The organism is Ruegeria hyattellae, from assembly GCF_041537925.1.
Taxonomy (GTDB): Bacteria; Pseudomonadota; Alphaproteobacteria; order Rhodobacterales; family Rhodobacteraceae; genus Ruegeria_C.
Map to the genome: position 1 here is coordinate 1 of NZ_JBGOSH010000011.1, position 18,859 is coordinate 18,859.

Annotated in this window: 20 protein-coding genes; 10 read left to right on the plus strand and 10 right to left on the minus strand. The window is 59.9% G+C overall.

Annotated features, from left to right (window positions below; genetic code table 11):
* Window positions 1-592: 592 nt before the first annotated feature.
* Window positions 593-1,612 carry an adenosine deaminase gene (locus tag AB1E33_RS21195; RefSeq protein ID WP_372579244.1) on the minus strand — a complete coding sequence of 340 codons (1,020 nt, stop codon included), beginning with the start codon at window positions 1,610-1,612 and terminating at the stop codon, window positions 593-595.
* Between the two features lie 197 nt (window positions 1,613-1,809).
* On the opposite strand from AB1E33_RS21195, the gene iolG reads away from it, so the two are divergent.
* Both iolG and iolB read left to right on the plus strand, forming a co-directional pair.
* Entirely contained in the window at window positions 1,810-2,811 is a 1,002-nt protein-coding gene (gene iolG, locus AB1E33_RS21200; protein WP_372579245.1) for an inositol 2-dehydrogenase, read from the plus strand.
* 41 nt (window positions 2,812-2,852) lie between these two features.
* Window positions 2,853-3,680 (plus strand): 5-deoxy-glucuronate isomerase, encoded by an 828-nt coding sequence (gene iolB / locus AB1E33_RS21205; RefSeq protein ID WP_372579246.1) that lies wholly within the window; start codon window positions 2,853-2,855, stop codon window positions 3,678-3,680.
* Window positions 3,681-3,725: 45 nt separating this feature from the next.
* On the opposite strand, the gene hpaR is transcribed toward iolB, so the two are convergent.
* Window positions 3,726-4,154, minus strand: a complete 429-nt coding sequence (gene hpaR, locus AB1E33_RS21210) for a homoprotocatechuate degradation operon regulator HpaR (RefSeq protein ID WP_372579247.1) — start codon at window positions 4,152-4,154, stop codon at window positions 3,726-3,728.
* 136 nt (window positions 4,155-4,290) lie between these two features.
* Between hpaR and AB1E33_RS21215 the strand changes: the two genes are divergently transcribed.
* Window positions 4,291-5,058, plus strand: a complete 768-nt coding sequence (locus AB1E33_RS21215; RefSeq protein WP_372579248.1) for an HpcH/HpaI aldolase family protein — start codon at window positions 4,291-4,293, stop codon at window positions 5,056-5,058.
* On the opposite strand, the gene AB1E33_RS21220 is transcribed toward AB1E33_RS21215, so the two are convergent.
* Complete coding sequence (locus tag AB1E33_RS21220) at window positions 5,051-6,208, minus strand: DUF3095 domain-containing protein (RefSeq protein WP_372579249.1); 1,158 nt, start codon at window positions 6,206-6,208, stop codon at window positions 5,051-5,053. The two genes, AB1E33_RS21215 and AB1E33_RS21220, sit on opposite strands and share 8 nt — an antisense overlap.
* A 153-nt stretch (window positions 6,209-6,361) precedes the next feature.
* Between AB1E33_RS21220 and AB1E33_RS21225 the strand changes: the two genes are divergently transcribed.
* The 7 genes from AB1E33_RS21225 to AB1E33_RS21255 all read left to right on the plus strand — a co-directional run bounded on the left by AB1E33_RS21225 (window position 6,362) and on the right by AB1E33_RS21255 (window position 11,356).
* Window positions 6,362-7,399 (plus strand): glycosyltransferase family 4 protein, encoded by a 1,038-nt coding sequence (locus AB1E33_RS21225; protein WP_372579421.1) that lies wholly within the window; start codon window positions 6,362-6,364, stop codon window positions 7,397-7,399.
* A 110-nt stretch (window positions 7,400-7,509) separates the two neighbouring features.
* The gene (locus tag AB1E33_RS21230; RefSeq protein WP_372579250.1) at window positions 7,510-8,532 is read left to right on the plus strand and encodes an aspartate-semialdehyde dehydrogenase; all 1,023 of its coding nucleotides are present in this window, start codon (window positions 7,510-7,512) and stop codon (window positions 8,530-8,532) included.
* A 35-nt stretch (window positions 8,533-8,567) separates the two neighbouring features.
* Window positions 8,568-8,825 carry a hypothetical protein gene (locus AB1E33_RS21235; protein WP_372579251.1) on the plus strand — a complete coding sequence of 86 codons (258 nt, stop codon included), beginning with the start codon at window positions 8,568-8,570 and terminating at the stop codon, window positions 8,823-8,825.
* A gap of 38 nt (window positions 8,826-8,863) precedes the next feature.
* On the plus strand, window positions 8,864-9,100 hold the full coding sequence (locus AB1E33_RS21240; protein ID WP_372579252.1) for a hypothetical protein: 237 nt from the start codon (window positions 8,864-8,866) through the stop codon (window positions 9,098-9,100).
* A 45-nt stretch (window positions 9,101-9,145) separates the two neighbouring features.
* The gene (locus AB1E33_RS21245) at window positions 9,146-9,325 is read left to right on the plus strand and encodes a hypothetical protein (protein ID WP_372579253.1); all 180 of its coding nucleotides are present in this window, start codon (window positions 9,146-9,148) and stop codon (window positions 9,323-9,325) included.
* Window positions 9,326-9,390: 65 nt separating this feature from the next.
* A complete protein-coding gene (locus tag AB1E33_RS21250) occupies window positions 9,391-9,582 on the plus strand; it encodes a hypothetical protein (RefSeq protein ID WP_372579254.1) in 192 nt (63 codons plus the stop codon).
* Window positions 9,583-9,715: 133 nt separating this feature from the next.
* Window positions 9,716-11,356 (plus strand): DUF4139 domain-containing protein, encoded by a 1,641-nt coding sequence (locus AB1E33_RS21255; RefSeq protein ID WP_372579255.1) that lies wholly within the window; start codon window positions 9,716-9,718, stop codon window positions 11,354-11,356.
* 106 nt (window positions 11,357-11,462) lie between these two features.
* Here AB1E33_RS21255 and phnY read toward each other — a convergent pair whose 3' ends face one another.
* The 7 genes from phnY to psrA form a co-directional block, all read right to left on the minus strand.
* Entirely contained in the window at window positions 11,463-12,914 is a 1,452-nt protein-coding gene (gene phnY / locus AB1E33_RS21260; protein ID WP_372579256.1) for a phosphonoacetaldehyde dehydrogenase, read from the minus strand.
* An 18-nt stretch (window positions 12,915-12,932) separates the two neighbouring features.
* Window positions 12,933-14,177, minus strand: coding sequence for a phosphonoacetate hydrolase (gene phnA / locus AB1E33_RS21265; protein WP_372579257.1), 1,245 nt, complete (start codon window positions 14,175-14,177; stop codon window positions 12,933-12,935).
* A 65-nt stretch (window positions 14,178-14,242) separates the two neighbouring features.
* A complete protein-coding gene (phnE, locus tag AB1E33_RS21270; RefSeq protein ID WP_372579258.1) occupies window positions 14,243-15,091 on the minus strand; it encodes a phosphonate ABC transporter, permease protein PhnE in 849 nt (282 codons plus the stop codon).
* 10 nt (window positions 15,092-15,101) lie between these two features.
* Window positions 15,102-15,923: a phosphonate ABC transporter, permease protein PhnE gene (gene phnE / locus AB1E33_RS21275; RefSeq protein ID WP_372579259.1), complete on the minus strand. Its 822-nt coding sequence runs from the start codon at window positions 15,921-15,923 to the stop codon at window positions 15,102-15,104.
* A 2-nt stretch (window positions 15,924-15,925) separates the two neighbouring features.
* Entirely contained in the window at window positions 15,926-16,672 is a 747-nt protein-coding gene (gene phnC, locus AB1E33_RS21280) for a phosphonate ABC transporter ATP-binding protein (RefSeq protein ID WP_372579422.1), read from the minus strand.
* A gap of 64 nt (window positions 16,673-16,736) precedes the next feature.
* Window positions 16,737-17,633 carry a phosphate/phosphite/phosphonate ABC transporter substrate-binding protein gene (locus AB1E33_RS21285; RefSeq protein ID WP_372579260.1) on the minus strand — a complete coding sequence of 299 codons (897 nt, stop codon included), beginning with the start codon at window positions 17,631-17,633 and terminating at the stop codon, window positions 16,737-16,739.
* A gap of 51 nt (window positions 17,634-17,684) precedes the next feature.
* Window positions 17,685-18,812, minus strand: a complete 1,128-nt coding sequence (gene psrA / locus AB1E33_RS21290) for an iron-containing alcohol dehydrogenase PsrA (protein WP_372579261.1) — start codon at window positions 18,810-18,812, stop codon at window positions 17,685-17,687.
* Window positions 18,813-18,859 lie beyond the last annotated feature (47 nt).

The following is an 18,859-nucleotide window of genomic DNA, read 5'->3' on the forward strand; positions in this document are numbered from 1 at the left end:
CTCCATAATCGGCATAATCACCAACACCACAAGTGGCGCAAACAACCATACCTAAGAGCGTGATATACAGACGTCCATCCGTCGAAACGAACCAAACCGCCCACATATCTCTTCAGTAAACCAAATTGTCAAACAACACTGCACGGACCAAAATAAAAGACCGACGCGCCAATCTCAGCGCTTCCGCCTCTCAAATCTGCCTCCGATGCCTCTGTCTTTCCAGAGCGTCCCATCGTCTTTCCGATGTGTCCCCGGTGCCTCACCAGCGCCGGTGAAGGGCGCTCTAAGCAAAGCGCACGGGCACCGCAAGAGGAAAAATCGGGAATCTGCAAAAAACCGCAGAAAAAGTTCGATGCGGAAATTTAATGTTGTAAATCAATATATTATAAGAGCCCAGCACGACCCCAAACCCCCAAATACCATCGCCCAGGCACGCTCACGCGGGGGAATCGGCGATGCGTGTTTGGTGCGGAAGTGAACTGCCCACCAGATGTAGTGGCTGAGCAAAATGGAGCCACAATCCACTACGGCCCCATGCGACTCGTTTCAGATCGGGAAAACAGCCCCACAGCTTCATCACCAAGCGGAAATGTCAGCTCAGGCTGTCGATCTGGGCCTCAATTTTGTCCAACTGCGCCTGCTTTTCCGCGTCCGTCAGGAAAGACCCGGCAAAGGAGTTGCGAGCCAGCGTAACGATCTCACCCTCGGTCAGCGACAGGTTGTCGAGCACTGCGCGGTAATTGTCATTCAGATAGCCGCCAAAGTAGGATGGATCGTCAGAATTCACCGTAACGAGCAATCCGGCATCCAGCGCCTTCTTGACAGGGCTGGCGGCGAGATTGGGGATGCCCTTCAGACGCCAGTTCGAGATCGGGCACATGGTCAGCGGCGTCTGCTGGTCCGCGAGGCGCCGGATCAGCGCCGGATCGTCGAAGGCGTGATTGCCATGATCGACCCGTTCGACGCCCAACACATCCAGCGCGCCGCGCACATAGCTGGCATCGCCTTCCTCGCCCGCATGGGCGACGGGTACGAAGCCTTCGCTGCGGGCAGCCGCAAAAACGCGTTCGAACTTCTCGGGCGGATGTCCCCGTTCGGAACTGTCCAGCCCGACGCCAAAGATATGGTCCTTATGTTTACAGGCGCAGGCCAAGGCCTCAAACGCCTGATCCTCGGGAAGGTGCCGCAGGAAACACATGATCAGTTTCGAGGTGATGCCGTACTCACGCTTTGCCTGCTCGAGCGCCGAGGTGATACCTGCGACCACGGTTTCGAATGCAACGCCGCGATCGGTATGGGCCTGCGGATCAAAGAACATCTCGACATGGGTCAGCCCGTCCTGTTGCACGCGCTCCAGATAAGCCCAGGTCAGATCGTGAAAATCGCGCTCGCTGATCAGTACAGACATGCCCAGGTAATAGATGTCCAAGAAATCCTGCAGGCAATCGAACTGATAGGCATTGCGCACATCCTCGACCGTGTCATAGGGCAGGCTCACCTTGTTGCGTTTGGCCAATTCCAGCATCAGTTCGGGCTCCAGCGTGCCCTCGATATGCAGATGCAGTTCCGCTTTCGGAAGCGTGTCGATCAGGGCATTGGCTAGGTCGGTCATCGGAGCCTCCGGGTGCAATAAGGGTAGTGCGAGGATGAATCCGAAGTGATCCGCGGGCAAGAGCCGTGTTACTTAAGTCAGCGATTTATCCCTCCCGACGTCAAAGCGAACTTGCGATAGCCCCGCGTCGCTGACATCTTCGCGACAACGCAAGGCGCGCCGCAGCGGCGTGGATCGCGGCCAGAAAGAGAGACGACATGACAGTAAGAATGGCGCTGCTCGGTGCAGGACGGATCGGCAAAGTGCATGCCAAGGCAATTTCGGGCAATCGGGATGCGGTGCTGGTGTCCGTGTCTGATCCGTTTCAGGGTGCCGCCGACGCGGTCGCGGCAGAGTATGGATGCGCGGTCCGCAGCATCGACGAGGTCGAAGCCTCCGGTGACGTGGGCGCGGTTGTGATCTGCACCCCGACCAATACCCATGCCGATCTGATCGAACGGTTTGCACGGGCGGGAAAGGCGATCTTTTGCGAAAAGCCCGTCGACCTGGATATTGCCCGCGTCCGGGCCTGCCTGGCCACGGTGGACGAGACCGGTGCGAACCTGATGCTGGGCTTCAACCGCCGCTTCGACCCGCATTTCGCCGCGGTCAAGACCGCGATCACCGAAGGTCGCGTCGGCGCAGTGGAACAGGTCACCATCACCTCACGCGACCCAGGCCTGCCGCCGATGGATTATATTGATGTCTCGGGCGGGATATTCCGCGACATGACCATCCACGATTTCGACATCGCCCGGTTCCTGCTGGATGAGGAAATCGAGTCGGTTCAGGCCACCGGGTCGGTGCTGGTTGACCCCGAGGTTGCCGCGCATGGTGATTTCGACACCGCCATGGTCATGCTGCGCACCTCCAGCGGCAAGCAATGCACGATACTGAATTCCCGCCGCGCCTCTTATGGCTATGACCAGCGGATCGAGGTTCACGGGTCTAACGGTATGGTCGCGGCAGAAAACCAGCGCCCGGTCTCGATCGAGATCGCCAATGGCGCAGGCTATACCCGTCCGCCGCTGCATGACTTCTTCATGACGCGTTATACCGAAGCTTATGCCGCCGAGATTTCCGGATTCATCGCCACGATCCGCGATGGCGCACCGGTCTCGCCCTCGGGCGAAGACGGGTTGAAAGCGCTGGCGCTGGCCGAGGCCGCGTTGAAATCCGTTGCCGAGGGCCGGGCCGTTCTGGTCTCCGAGATCGCCTGAGCGTGACCCTGACGCGCCGAGACAGTAAAAAGGAACATGCCGTGAAAAGTGATCTGCTGCGGAAACCGTCGGGACCCTCGGGCAAGGTGCATGACATCACACCCGAACGCGCACGCGGCCCACAGAGCCCCGATTGGGCCTATGTGGGCTTTGGCCTCTATCATCTGAAAGCGGGCGAGACCGCGTCCGAGCCGACCGGAGATAGGGAAGCCATTCTGGTTCTGGTTGAAGGCAAGGCGCAGGTTTCCTGCGACAGCCTTGATTTCGGAGAGATGGGTGAACGGATGAACGTGTTCGAGAAAACGCCGCCCCACTGCGCCTATATCCCCGATGACAATCGCTGGTCGGCGACCGCCACGACCGATTGCGTTCTGGCGGTCTGCACCGCCCCGGGTCAGGGCACCCACCCTGCGCGGCGTCTTGGCCCCGAGGGCATTTCCCTGACCCCGCGCGGCAAGGGTCAGAACACCCGCCACATCAACAATATTGCGATGGAGGACCGGGACGTCGCCGGCAGCCTGCTGGTCACCGAGGTGTTCACGCCTGACGGCAACTGGTCTAGCTATCCCAGCCACCGCCATGACGAGGACAACTTCCCCGACATGACTTACCTCGAAGAGACCTATTACCACCGGCTCAACCCCGGTCAGGGCTTTGGCATTCAGCGGGTCTATACCGATGATGGTACGCTGGACGAGACCATGGCGGTCAAGGATGGCGACGTGGTTCTGGTGCCCCGCGGCCATCACCCTTGCGGCGCGCCCTATGGGTACGAGATGTATTACCTGAACGTCATGGCCGGGCCGTTGCGCAAATGGCGTTTCGAAAACGACCCCGACCATAACTGGATCGCAGAACGCGACGCCTGACAGCCGCGCAAGGCAACCGCGATCACGGGGGCCTGAGATTTCGCGTCAGGAATCGTCGAGTTCGTTCAGCAGATCCAGCAGCGCCTCGTATTTCTCGGTGCCCAGCCGCGCACGCGTCGCCTCGAGCAAGGCGATGCTCTTGTCAAGGTTGTCGCTGATGATCTTCTCACCATCGCGGGTGACGCCCACGATCTGACGGCGCCGGTCCGACGGGTCGGTTTCGCGCTCGATCAGCCCCTTGCCTTCGAGGTTCTGCAGGATACGTGTCAGGCTTGGCAGAAGCAGGCAGGCCTGTGCCGCGATCCTTGTAGGGTCTTGCGGGCCATCTTCGTTCAGCACGCGAAGTACGCGCCATTGTTGTTCGGTGATCCCCACATCCGCCAGCATTGCGCGCACCGGTCCCATCACCTGCTCACGCGCTCGCAACAGGGCGATCGGCAGGGAACGGGAGGTTCTGGGCAAAGTCCTGGTCATGCCCCACTGTCTCTCAAACTGTCAGGTGCCGCAACCACAGAGGGGTAAGCATATGACGATAAAATGACAAATCGCTTGCATTCGGATCACCGGATCGCGTTTTGTCAGGGCGCTTGCGGCTGAGGGAGACGGGACGATGCCAGCACCGAAGAACGAGTTCAAACAGGCTCTGAAAGACGGCAAACGCCAGATCGGCTGCTGGCTGAGCTTCGCCGAAGAGGTGACCGCCGAGGTGATGGGCACGGCCGGGTTCGACTGGCTGGTGATCGACGGCGAACATGCTGCCAATGACATACGTTCGATCCGGGCCCAGCTTATGGCGCTTGAGGCCAGCTCGTCACATCCGGTGGTCCGTGTGCCTATCGGCGAGACCTGGATCATCAAGCAGGTGCTGGACGCCGGGGCGCAGACCGTGCTGGTTCCCATGGTCGACAGCGCGGAACAAGCGCGCGAACTGGTCCGCGCCGTGACCTATCCACCCTCCGGAACGCGTGGGGTGGGCGCCGCCGCGGCCCGTGCCACCCGTTATGGCGAGATCACCGATTACGTCAAAACCGCTGGGGATGAGATCTGCCTGCTGGTTCAGGTCGAAAGCCGTGCGGGTATAGACGCGCTGGACGACATTCTTGCGGTGGAAGGCATTGACGGGGTCTTCATCGGCCCGGCGGATCTGTCCACCGATATGGGCCTGCATGGCAACAGCGCTGCCCCCGAAGTGCGCGCCGTAGTCGCCGATGCGATCGCCCGTATCAAGGCGTCGGGCAAGGCCCCCGGCTGTCTGGGCGTGACCGATGAGGCGGTGCAGGCCTATCTGGACATGGGCACGCAGTTCATGGCGGTGGGGCTGGATGTGGTTCTGCTGGCGCAGGCGGCCCGCGCCAAAGCGCAGCAATGGCTCAGCTGATCGCGGATTTGATCTGCTCGGCGGCGCGCGCATAGCCGCCCGATGCGCCATCGACCAGGTGGATATGATCATCGCGGACCACCGAAGGCACGAAACAGGTGGTCATCGCCTCGTCCTGCTCAAAGAGACCAAAGCGCAGGATGCCGTTGCCTTCGGCCTCTTCCAGGATCTGGCGCAGTGTCTGCACCGTCGCGGCGTCACAATCCAGCGTCATCTTCAGACCGTCATCGAACTTTCTGAAATCGGCATTGTTGGTGACCATGTCGGCGTAATGCACCGGATCGAACTCGCCTGCTTTCATGCCGGATTTGAAGAAGAACCATGCGATCAGATTGCCAACCAGCAGCTCAGCCTTGCGCCGCAACAGCGACCGGCCCGCGCGCGAGGCATGCGCCTCAAGCGTCAGACCGGGCGGTGGCCAGCGCACGCCGGGCCCGCCCGGCGGCAAGGGATGCCCGCCCCGGCTGAGCGTTTCGACAACCGCCACGATCCGGCTTGTGACGCCCGAGAAAACCTCTGGCGCAGCGTCTGGTCTCGGCTGGATCACCACGGACAGAATCGTGCCATTATGCGCGGGTGCATTGTTCCAGCGACAGGACAGACCGGTCAGGTCCGGCAATGCGCCCGGCTCGGCCAAGGGGGCCGCATTTGCCCCCTGTTTCATTCGCGCCTCGGCCCAGGACAAGCCCCCACCACCGAACATCGCATAGTCCACCCCGGTCGAGGCCTGATAGCGCGCCACGCCGACCTCGTGCCCCGCATCGCGCACTTCGGCAATCGGGAACTGGGCCGCGCGCAGTTCCAGCGCGAACTCCTCGTCCGCCCAACGCCGCATGACGCCAAGCACTTCGCGGCTGGTCGCGGCAAAGTCCGGCGGCACCGCAAAGCTCGCCCCGTCACCGCCAAAGACAAAAGGAAAGGATTGGCCACCACCCGCATTGATCTGCGACGAGATTACCGCCGCCCCAACCAAGTTCACCATCTTGTAGCGCCCCTCGGCGATATGGCGGGTCGACCCAACGATATCCGCCGTGCCGATCACCCAACCATCTGGCAAGGGCGCATAGCTGGAGGCATCTGTCAGATCGCCAAAGCGGTCGATCAGGGGAAGACCGTTGTAAAAACCGGTATCTGAGGAAAGCTTATCCATGATCTGAGCATACAACCGAATACCGTTGAAACACCCGTGGAAACCTGCTGGTGTCTTGAGATATACGGCAAATCATGCCACCCGGATCACATTCGCGGGTCAGACGGGTGGCGGGCAGCCACCGCCGCAGCGCCGAAGGATGAAAAGACACCGATGCAGGACCTGCGCGTCATCGCACCCAATCTCAAGCGCAGGCTGTCCGGCGTGACCACAACCGTGATCCGGCTGGTGCCGTTGCAAAGCCAGTGGATCGGGATCGCGGCAACCGGCCCCGGCCTGCCGCCCGAGGTGCCGCATATCCCGCTGATTAAAGTCCCGTTCCTGTCGCGCCGCCTGCTCCGCGTCTGGCATGCGCGGCGCAACACCGAAATGGTGATGGGGCTGTTTCTGAAACACGTCCTGCGATGCAATTTCAAACTGCTTTTTACCTCGGCGGCACAGCGCGACCATTCGGGCTATACCAAATGGCTGATCTCGAAGATGGACGGGCTGATCGCAACCTCGCCTCAAGCCGCCTCGTTTTTGGAGCATCCGGCACGGGTCATCATGCACGGCGTCAATACCGAGCTGTTCCACCCCACGCGTGACAAACCCGCCTTGCGCCATGACCTTAACCTGCCCGAAGGGTTGCTGATCGGCTGCTTCGGGCGAATCAGACCGCAGAAAGGTGTCGATCTATTGGTAGATGCCGCGGTGGAATTGTTGCCCTCGCGCCCCGACATCCATATCGTCTTTACCGGCCGCGCTACTTCCGAGTTCGAAGGGTTTCAGGCCGAACAGGAACAAAAGCTGGCCGCGGCGGGTATTGCCGACCGGGTCCGGTTTCTGGGCGAGCGTCCGTGGGACGAGATCGTCAAAACCTATCGCGCGCTTGATCTGTTCGTCGCCCCGGCCCGGCACGAAGGGTTCGGGCTGACCCCGCTTGAGGCGATGGCCTCGGGCGTGCCCGCTGTGGCCTGCCACGATGTCGGCGCCTTCAGCGCGCAGATCGTCGATGGTGAAACCGGACGGCTTGCCGAAAAGGACAACGCCCCTGCCCTGACCGAGGCCCTGCGCCAGATGGTTGACGATCGCGCGGCGCTGGCAAGCGCCCGGATTGCCGCGCGCAAACATGTGGAATCAAACTTCGCCATCGAGGGAGAGGCACGCGCCATCCTCGCGGTTTATCACGAGTTGCTGGACCTCTCCTGAGCGCAAAGCGCCAGAAACCCTGCGCCACGTGGCCGATTTTCACTATTGCCTCTTTTTTCTTGCGATGATCGCGGCTATGTAGCCGCGTCCTTAATCCAGGAGACTTCAAGATGGGCTATCGCGTCGTTGTCGTCGGCGCCACGGGTAACGTGGGCCGCGAAATGCTGAACATTTTGGCTGAACGCCAGTTCCCCGTGGATGAACTTGCAGCGCTTGCAAGCCGTCGTTCGCTGGGCACCGAAGTCAGCTTTGGCGACAAGACACTGACGACCCAGGACCTGGACACGTTCGATTTCACCGGCTGGGACATGGCGCTGTTTGCCGTGGGCTCTGCCGCGACCAAGGATTACGCCCCCAAGGCGGCCGCCGCGGGCTGCGTTGTGATCGATAACTCGTCGCTCTACCGCTACGACCCGGACATTCCGCTGATCGTGCCCGAGTGCAACCCGCAGGCAATCCACGGCTATGCCAAGAAGAACATCATCGCCAACCCCAACTGCTCGACCGCGCAGATGGTGGTGGCGCTGAAGCCGCTGCATGATCGGGCCAGGATCAAGCGCGTCGTCGTTTCGACCTATCAGTCGGTTTCGGGCGCGGGCAAGGACGGCATGGACGAACTGTGGGATCAGACCAAGGCGGTCTACAATCCGACCTCGGAACATCCGCCCAAGACGTTCCAGAAGCAGATCGCCTTTAACGTCATTCCCCATATCGACACCTTCATGGAAGATGGCTCGACCAAGGAAGAATGGAAGATGGTCGCCGAGACCAAAAAGATCGTGGACACTTCGATCAAGGTCACCGCGACCTGTGTGCGCGTGCCGGTTTTTGTCGGCCACTCGGAAGCCGTGAACATCGAGTTCGAGGAGTTCCTGGACGAGGACGAAGCCCGCGACATCCTGCGCGAAAGCCCTGGCATCATGGTGATCGACAAGCGCGAGTCCGGCGGCTACGTCACGCCGGTGGAATGCGTCGGTGATTTCGCCACCTTCATCAGCCGAGTCCGTCAGGATTCGACCATCGAAAACGGGTTGAACCTGTGGTGCGTCAGCGACAACCTGCGCAAGGGCGCGGCCCTGAACGCCGTCCAGATCGCCGAATTGCTGGGCCGCGAAGTTCTCAAGAAGGGCTGAAACCCTTTGATTTAACTATCATTTTGAGACACCACATGGCTTTTCTGAAGCCGAGTGGTGTCTCTTTTTTCGATTTCGACACGCTGTGGGGGTGCAACTCTTGCGCGATATTACTTTTAAGCGATTCGAACAAAGGCATTAAGCGCACTCAAAATGATGCCGAAACACCCGAATCGTGGCATTCGCGCGACCAGACTGCGAACAGAAACGGTTTATTTCCCGTCAAAAGTGTGATTTACCACATTTCGGCCACAGAAATGCACGATTCCGGGCAGATTTCGCCCGAAACATGAAGCTCCCAACGATAAAAACCGAACAAAGGAGATGGCGGATGGCTCCCAACGCGCTCTCTCGTAGTACCGGTAAAGTTGTAGCGCGGGTTATGCGCATTCAGAATTCCACAGCGAACGACAGCCGCCAGCGGCTTCCGGATTTGACACATTCCGAGCTCGAAAAGCTGTTCGACCAAGCCCACCGGCTGGAGCCCAACAAACATGCAAAACGCAATGAGACCCCGAGCAGTCCCGAACCGTCCGTGCAGACCCTCACACCGAACCAACCGGACTGAGCCGCAACCAGATCGGGGCAGAACCGATCAAAGGGGAACAAGACCATGACCAACGTAATCGCCCTCACCACCTCGACACCCAAAGCGCCCAAGGCACAGCAACCCCGCCAATCCGGCACCGTCGTTTCTATCGATGACTGGCGCACCAACCCTCATCCGGTGCGCACCCCCAATGGCGTGTTTTTCGTCACAAACATGTGGGGCCATTCAGGCGACGCTGCATGACCCCACCCAACGCAATTTCATCTTCGCATCTCAGCTAAAAATCGACCCCCAGCCAAGGAATGACCATGACCCAATCGCTTCTCGAAACCGCCCGCGCCAACCGCCTGTCCGCCCTCGCCCATCTGGAGCGGACACGTAAGGGCAAGACTCGCACCGAGAGTGTCCTGAGCTTCTCGGACCGCCGCGCCGAGCGGATGCCGCCGCTGGTCTTCACCTCGTGCCGCAGCAAGACCACCGAGACAGCACTGGCTGCCTGAACATCCATCTTTAGATCAACAGCCCCCGGTGGCGGAAGGCAGCCGAAAGGTTGTCTTTCGCTTTTTTTGCGGCACCCTTGCGCATTCCCGCAACGATTGCAAAGCTCAGCCCAAATTCCAACGGAGTTGAGCCATGCGTTTCGCGACTTCACTGATTGCCTTCATTTCCGCCCTGCCGGTCCAGGCCGATATCATTCCGGCGACCAGCAAAATCACCGAGGTGACGATGCATCCCGACAGCGCAACGATCCTGCGCAAGGGCGGCGTCGAGATTCCGGCAGGCAAGCACCGTCTGGTCCTGCGCGGCGTGCCCGACAGCGCGTCCCGCGAAAGCCTGCGGGTCACCGTCAATGGGGTGCGCCAGATCGGCACGGTCATTCGCGATGCTTTCACACCGCCATATGATGCGACCGCGCCCGAAGTGAAAGCCGCCGAGGCGCGGATCGAAGAGATCGAGCAGCGCATCCGGGCGGTCCGAGACGATGCCGCACAGGCCCGCGCGGCGGCGGCGGCCTCTGAGGTGTCGATCGAGTTCCTGCGCAAGCTGGGCGAGAATGAAAGCATGGCGGAGGCCGGTGCAGGTGCCTTACGCGATATCGCCCGCATGATCCGCGAAGAAGCGGGCGAGGCCAGCCAGGCCGCACTCGACGCCGAGGTTCGCGCCAGAGTGATCGAAGAGGCCCTGAAGGACCTCAACGAAGAACTGGCGGAGGCGCGGCAAGCCCTTGACGCGATCGCGCTGGAAGACGCCGACAGGCTCTATATCGCCGTCGAGGTCAGCGCGACCGAGCCTGTGACATCGGACCTGACTCTCAGTTACCTGGTGAATTATGAAACCTCGTGGGCACCGACATATGACTTCAACCTGATCACCGGCGACGATCCGCGTGTCGAGATCAAACGTAGCGCCCTGGTGCGGCAGGAGACCGGCGAGAACTGGACCGACGTGACCTTGCGCCTGTCGACGACCGAGGCCACCGGCCAGATCGGCGCCCGGATACTTTACCCATCTCTACGTCGTATCGAAGAACCCAGACCGGTGCTGAAACAGCGTGAGCTCTCGGCTGCGGCGCCAATGACGATGGAAGCAGATGCCGGCAGTCTGGCAGAACCGGTTGTCGAGCCTCCGCTCATCACCGAAGAGGTCATGTGGGCCGAGAGCAACCTGATCCTCACCTATTCCGAGCCGGTCTCGATTGCCTCCGGCGCAGATGTTCTGAAACTCCAGCTAGACAGCTTTGCCGAAGAGGCGGAGGTTCAGGCCGTGGCGGTCCCGATCCATGACGAAACCGCTTACCGGATTGCCCGGATGGTCAATTCTTCAGGGCGAGAGATGATCCCCAGCAGCTTTACCACCCACTATGTGGATGGGCAGCTTGTGGGGTTTGAGACGTTCGACGGTCTGACCTCAGGCCAGGAGGCGGATATCGGATTCGGCCCAATTGAGGGCCTGCGGCTGACACGGGATATTCTGGATCAGAGTGAGGGTGACCGGGGCATTTTGGCTCGCTCGAACCAGCGCGAGGACCGGGTTGAAATCGAGATCGAAAACCTCACGAAAGAGGACTGGCCGTTGCGACTGCTAGACCGTGTGCCATATTCGCAGCAGGACGATCTGGAGATCCAGTGGGTCGCGCGCCCCAAACCCTCCGAGATGAATGTCGACAAACAGCGCGGCATTCTGGCGTGGGACCTGAAACTGGCACCGGGGCAAAGCCAGACCATCCAACTCGACACAACGCTAAGCTGGCCGGAAGAGATGGTTTTGCGATAAAGCGCACACCGAAAAGTGGGGATCGGTATTCGGATTGATAGGCGCGCCATAGTAAGTGATTTGGGCCGGAAAAAGGGGCCGCACAAAGGCGGCCCTCAATTAGTTTTCATCGCGGCCAGGGGAGAGAATAGGTTTTGACGTTTGTGAAGAACTTCATGGCTTCGATGACGCCTTCCTTGACGCCGTTGCCGCTGTCCTTGATGCCGCCGAAGGGGGACATCTCGATCCTGTAACCGGGCTGTTCCCAGATGTTGCAGGTGCCCACATCCAGCCCGTTGACGAAGGCGATGGCGCGGTTCAGGTCGTTGGTGCAGACGCCCGAGCTGAGGCCGAACTCGGTCGAGTTCGAGATCGCCATCACCTCGGCATCATCATCGGGCACGCGCACGATGGGCACGATGGGGCCGAAGGTTTCCTCCATCACCAATTCGCTGTCATGAGGCACCTTGTCGACCACGATCGGCGGCAGCAGCGCGCCGTCGCGACCGGGGTGGTAGAGGATTTCGGCACCGTCCTTTTCGGCCATGTAGACCCTCTTTTCGAACAGCTCCGCTGCCTGGGCATGGATCACGCAGCCCAGCTGCGTATCCGGGTCCTGCGGATCACCGAACCGGATCGCCCTGGCCTTTTCCAGCACCAGCGGCACAAAGCGGTCGGCGACGCTTTCCTGCACCAGGATGCGTTTCACCGCGGTGCAGCGCTGGCCGGAATTGCCGGTGGCCCCGGCCACGGCAATGGTCGCCGCCTTGTCCAGATCACCGTCGTCGAGATCGTTCAGCACGATCAGCGGGTCGTTGCCGCCAAGCTCCAGCGCCTGCCGCCTGTAGCCTGCCTTTTCGGCGATGATCTTGCCGACCGGAACCCCGCCGGTGAAGGTGATGATGTCGATATTGTCGTTGGTGATCATCTCGTCGCCGATGTCGCCGGGCCAGCCGGTCACGATCTGGAACATCTCGGGCGGCAGTCCCGCCTCGTAAAGGATATCGGCCAGCGCGATCGCGGTCAGCGGCGTCAGTTCGGTCGGCTTGCAGACCATGCAGTTGTTGGTGGCAATCGACGGCGCGATCTTGTGGCTGACCATGTTCAGCGGGTGGTTGAACGGCGTGATCGCCGAGATCGCGCGCACCGGTTCGCGGGTGGTGAAGATCTTGCGGTCCTTGCCGTTATGGGTCAGATCACAGGAGAAGATCTCGCCATCGTCATGCATCGCCTGCGCGGCAGCGAACTGGTAGACATCCTGCGCGCGCTTGGTCTCGTAGATGGCATGCTGGTGGCAGATGCCCAGCTCGAGCGTCAGCCATTTCGCCATATAATCGCGGCGCTCGCCGATCAGCTCGCCCGCGCGTTTGAGGATTTCACTGCGCTCGTAGCGGGTCAGTTTCGGCGTGTAATTCGCGGCAATCTCGAACGCCTTGCGCGCATGTTCGGCCGTGCCGGCCGGAACGGTGCCGATCACCTCGTCGGTATAGGGATAGTGGACCGGCACCACATCATCGGTGAACACGATCTCACCGCCGATGCGCATGCCCTCGTTGCGGGTTTCGACTTTGTCTTTCATGAGTGCTGTCCTTTCGGCTCAAAGCGCTGCCGCTGTGGTGGCGTAGAAGAACGCATCGAAATTGCGCAATTCCGGTTTGCTTGGCAGGTCGATCACGCGGTTCACGATGAAGGGCACTTCCTGCTCGGTCAGTCCGCCATGGCTGCGCAGCGGCTCTTTCAGCGCGGCCAGGTCGTGGCGGTGTTCGGACGTGCCGATGCAGATATTCTCGCCCGAGATCATCACGATGTCACCGATCCGGTCACCGGGCAGTTCGAACCGCCGGATCGCTTCGGCCTTGTCCACCACCAGGATGATCTCGTCCCGCGCATCAAGCTTCGCCATGATCCCGGCCACATCCGCGCCTTCGGGCAGATAGGCGGTGGCAAAGGCACCCAACGCGCCATGATGCACCACGTAAGGGTCGGTGATCGGCAGGATCACACGCGCCGCATCCTTGCCCAGCCAGTCATCCATCAGGTCCTGCACATAGATCACATTGGGCGAGCCATCGGCATGGTGCTTGGGCTTCATGCCATGATCGGCGGTGACGACAATGGCCGCGCCAAGCGCGTCAAGCCGGGTCAGGTAGCGATCGAACATCTCGTAGAAGGACTTCGCCTCGGCATCGTCGGGGGCGTATTTGTGCTGCACGTAATCGGTCGTGGTCAGGTACATCACGTCCGGCTTCCACTCTTCCAGCAGCTTCACACCGGCGGCAAAAACAAACTCCGACAGCTCTGCCGAGTAGACCTCGGGCTGTGCCATGCCCAGCCAAGCGCTGGCCTTCTCCTGACCGTGCTCGGCGGCGGTCGAGCTGTCGGATTTCTCGGCCGAGAAGCACTTGGCGCGATCATCGTCAAACTCCAACCCGGCGCCCAGCAGCGCGCGCAGCTTGTCCTTGGCGGTGACGATGGCGACCCTGGCGCCGGCGTCATAGAACTGCTTGAACACGGTCGGCGCCCGCAGGAAGCGCACATCGTTCATCATCACCTCTTCGCCGGTCTCCGGGTCGATCAGGTAATTGCCGCAGATCCCGTGCACGCTGGGCGGACGCCCGGTTGCGATGCTCAGGTTGTTGGGGTTGGTGAAGGACGGGATCACCGAATGCGCCAACCGGTCGGTCCCGGTCTCGCGCATCCGCTTCAGCGTCGGCATCAGACCGTCGGCGATGGCCTTCTCCAGATACTCCGGCTCGCAGCCATCAAGACAGATGGCAATCGCGGGCACCTTCGGCATCGGATAAACACGCTCATTCGCCTCAACAGGGGTGTGAAGAGTCATCTCAGTTCCTTCCTTGTCAGGGGGCACGCTTTGGCGGTTGCCCCCGCTATTGTGATTTCTTGTGACTATTTGGCTCGGTTTACGGCGGCACGCAGCCAGCCGGACAGAAACTCGGCAATCAGCACCATCACGATGATCGACAGGATGATCGCCGCGACCCGCAGGTTTTCCAGCTGTTGCACATTGCGCTTGAGATACCAGCCCATGCCGCCACCGCCGAAGAACCCCACAACGGTCGCAGCCCGGAAGGCCACATCCCATGTGTAGATGGCGATTCCCGTGAAGGCGACGCGGACCTGGGGAATAACGGCGTAGATGAAGACCTGGAACGGATTGGCGCCAGTGGCGCGCATCGCTTCGACCGGGCCCATCTCGATGGCTTCGATTTCATCGGCAAAGAGCTTGCCGGCAAAACCGATGCAGAACATCGTGAGCGCGCTGACACCGGCGAGCATCCCGAAGCCAAGAACGGACACGAAGAGGATGGTCCAGATGGTTTCGTGAATGGCGCGGCAGGAGATAACGCCGAGACGGCCGACCGGAAACAGGATGCGGCGCTGGGGGGACACGTTCCATGCCGAGAACCACGCCAAGGGGATCGCCAGACAGACACCGGCAAACCCACCGAGGAAGGACATTTGCAGCGTGTCCAGGATGGACCCGGCATATCCCCAATCAAGCACGTATTCGAGATCCGGCGGGTAATACCGTTCACCAACGACGTTTGCGAACCTGCCCAGAGCGCCGATCAGCAATGCGATGTCGACATTCAGAAAGTGCAGTGAGTACCCCAGGAATAGCAGGACCAACAGGAGCGTGCCGTGCTTGTAGAGCGATTCCGGGTATTTGTAGCGTGACCATTTGGGCGTTTCAGTGGCGCCAGCTGTGCCTTGTGCTGTGGTTTGATCAATCATGGTCATCTCCTCAGATCACGGCTTTGCGAAGGTAGTGAGAGATCACTTCGCCCAGAAGGATGAGCAGCAGGATCGCAAGGATCACCATCGAGACACCGCCGTAGTTGAAACTGTTCATTTGGCGGAAGAAGAGCAGTCCGAGACCGCCGGCGCCGACCAGCCCCATCACCGCCGAGCGACGGATGTTGATGTCCCACTCGAAAATCACGGTCGCCAGCACGACAGGATAGATTTGCGGCAGGATGCCGTAATACATCACCTGAAACTGGTTGCCACCGACGGCACGGATCGCCTCGACCGGCTTGGCGTCGATGTTCTCGATCGCCTCCGCCGTGATTTTCGAGATGAACCCGACCGACCGCATCGCTATCGCAAGAATGCCGGGCAAAGCCCCAAGTCCCACGGCGCTGACGAAGATGAGCGCCCAGACGATTTCATGTACTGAACGGCTGAGCACCATCAGGAAACGGCCCAACGGGTAGAGGATGGCTTTGCTCGGCGTCACGTTGGCCGCACCCAGCCACGCGACCGGCAGAGAGAAGAAACACCCCAAGACCGTGCCGACACAAGCCATCATGAAGGTTTCCAGGGTCGGAATGATCAGTTCGGGCAAGAGACCCAGATCAAGACTGAAATAGCGGCCAATCGAACCCCAGACTCCACTTCTGCCCCCAATGCGGGACCAGTCGGTATCTTCGATGATGGTTCCCTGAAGGCACCAACCGATAAAGATCAGCACGACCGCCCAGATCAGACCCATTTTCAGGAACCGCTTGCGGCGCAGTTCACCCTGAAGATCAAGTGCCGCAGGAGAGACGTCGATGTAGGCCATGTTCAGAGCACCTCCATCTCGTAGATGACGTCGAGATCGGCATCGCGCATGGTTTCGGTCGCACCGTCGAATTTCTTGTATCCGTCCTGCAAGCCGATGATCCGGTTGCAGAATTCCTTGGCCAGTTGCACATCATGGATGTTGCAGAGTGCCGGCACCTTGAGTTCCCGCGCGATGTCGCGAATGAGCGCCATGACCTCGCGTGAAATCTTAGGATCAAGCGCCGATGTCGGTTCGTCCAGCAACAGGAGTTTTGGCCGTTGCATAAGTGCTCTTGCAATGCCGACACGTTGCCTCTGGCCGCCGCTAAGCTCATCTGCGCGTTTGTTGATGTGATCGCTCAGCCCCACTCGGTCGAGGTAATACAGCGCTTGCTTCACATCTTCTTGCGGAAAGGCACGAAAGAATGAGCGCAAATTGCCGGTGTATCCCAGGCGGCCGGACAGAACGTTATCCATCACAGACATGCGATTGATCAGATTGAACTCTTGGAAGATCATCCCGACATTGCGGCGCAGGTTACGCAGTTCTTTGGCGTTCAGGCTGCAGACATCTTCTCCCAGCAGTTGGATGCTGCCAGCGGATGGCTCGACCAGACGGTTGACGCATCGGATCAGTGTGGATTTGCCTGCGCCGCTGGGTCCGATAATGGCAAGAAAGTCGTCGTCCTTAACTTCGAAATCGATGCCCTTGAGAATTTCCGGACCCTTGGCGCTATAGCGCACTTTCAGGTCTCTAACGGTCAACACAGCCATGTCATTCCTCCCGTGTACAGCCCGACCCGCGCGGATGCGGGTCAGACCAGATTTTCGATCAGTTCTTGGCGTCTTTCGCCGCCTTGAGAGCGCGAATGATGTCGTAGTCTTCATCCGTCATCGCGACGAATTTGCTCGCATTCACGTTCTTGAGATATTCGCGCCCCTCCTCGCTCTCGTTGAGCGTCAGGAATGCCCCTCTGATCTGATCGACCAAATCCTCGCAGAGTTTTCCCGAAACGACGAACGGGTCCTGCGGTATGACCGGCGAGGACCAGATCAGATTGTAATCTTCCATATTGGCAAGGCCGCGGTCGATCACGTTGTCCAGCCGATGGGTGGCGACAAAGGCCACGTCAACCTGTTCTTCCAACACCGCGATCGCCGACAGATCATGTCCGCCGGTATAGACCACGCGCGAGAAATGATCCTCGAGCTGGGCGCCGATCACATCGGTAAAGGATACCCGCGGCAACAAGTTGCCGGATGTCGACGCCGGGTCCGTCAAACCGACGATCTTGCCCTCGAGATCCTCGATCTTTTCTATTCCCGAGTCGGAACGCGAGACCAGCACCGCCTTGTATCCGGGACCTTCTTCCTGGAAGTGGCCAGAATGTTTGGCATAGGTGGCGAATACCTTGAGTGACGGGTCTTTTTCCTGTGCAATCACATAAGAATACGGGCCGTGCATACCGATATCGACAAAGCCGCCCAACATCGCCTCGACCACCGAAGCGTAGGATGTCGGAAGGAAGAATTCGACCTCTTTGCCGGTTGCCGATTTGAGCTGATTCACCATCGGCTCATACAGCGACAATTCCTGCGTGGTCTCTTCGGTGGGAATCATCGAAAAGCGCAAAACGTCCGGGTTCTTGCACTCTTCAGCAGTGGCGACACTGGCAGCGGCAATCGCCACACAGGATATCGCCAATTTGATCGCATTGGTATGTTTCATTTCTTTCTCCTTGTGTTGGGTCGTGTTGGCGGGTTGTCCCTGCCTTGTCGTTCACGCCGCTGACAGGCTTATGACATCCTGCTGTTGCGCGGCCTCGATGAAGTTCTCTTTGGTTCCGACGAAGTTCTTGCCGCGTTCCCCGGCAAAGGCTTCGTCGATGATGTCGGCACAGTATTGATGCGGTATTTCATGATCCGCAAAACGCGTACCGACGCCCAGATCGTTCAGGAATTTTGTCAGTCGATCCGCGCCCGCGTTGAGGTCGGCGCCGAAGATATCCTGCAGCGCAGCTTCGCGGAAACCACCAATGCCGATGACCGAGCGAAGAACAGTGGGCAAAGTGAACGAGCACGCGATGCCGTGTTGCACGCCCCAGCCCAGAGTAATCGGGTAGGACAGATTATGCGCAATTGCGGTCTTTGTGTTGGAAAAGGCCAATCCGGCACATAGCGATGCCTCTGCCATGTCACTGCGCAGCTGCAGATTGCCAGTATCACGCATCACTTTGGGCAGGGCCTGTATGATCAGTTTCGCAGCGGCCACGGCATGGCGCGCCGACACCGGGTTGGCATTCACGTTCCAGATGCTCTCAATGGAATGCGACAGCGCATCAAGGCCTGTCGCCATCGTCAGGCCGGTTGGTTTTTTCAGCATCAGTTCCGGATCGACAAGCGCGGTCTCGGGATAGAGTCGAGGGTGCGCAAGGGAATATTTCTTGCCCTGCGCCTCGTTCCAGACCGTCGCCCAGCAGGTGACTTCGCTGCCGGTTCCGGCCGTTGTGGGAACTGCGATGATCGGCAGGAAAGCTAGCGCTTCCTCGCCGGTCTTGGTTTCGAGGTACCGTGCGACGTTGTCGAAGTTGCCGTTGGCTGCCGCAAACACTTTGGCCGAGTCGATGACCGAACCACCCCCGAGGGCCACGACTACACCGATCTCCCCGCCTTCATCGGCGAAACGAGCGCTTTGTTCCCTCAGAAGTTCGTAGTCAGGGTTGGGCGCCACGTCATTGATCGTAAGTACAGGCGCTCCCGCCGACGCCTTCAGCTGTTGTCCGAGTTCCGCAAAAAAGGGCTCGGGATACGTCACCAGCGCAAACCGCCGACCCGCGATCAAATCGGCCAGCTTCCTGACTTCGCCAGCGCCAAAAATGACATCTACCGGATTGCTGTATGTCCACATAATTTCCCTCATGACCAGTGTGTCACAAACCAGAATGGCTGTTGGCA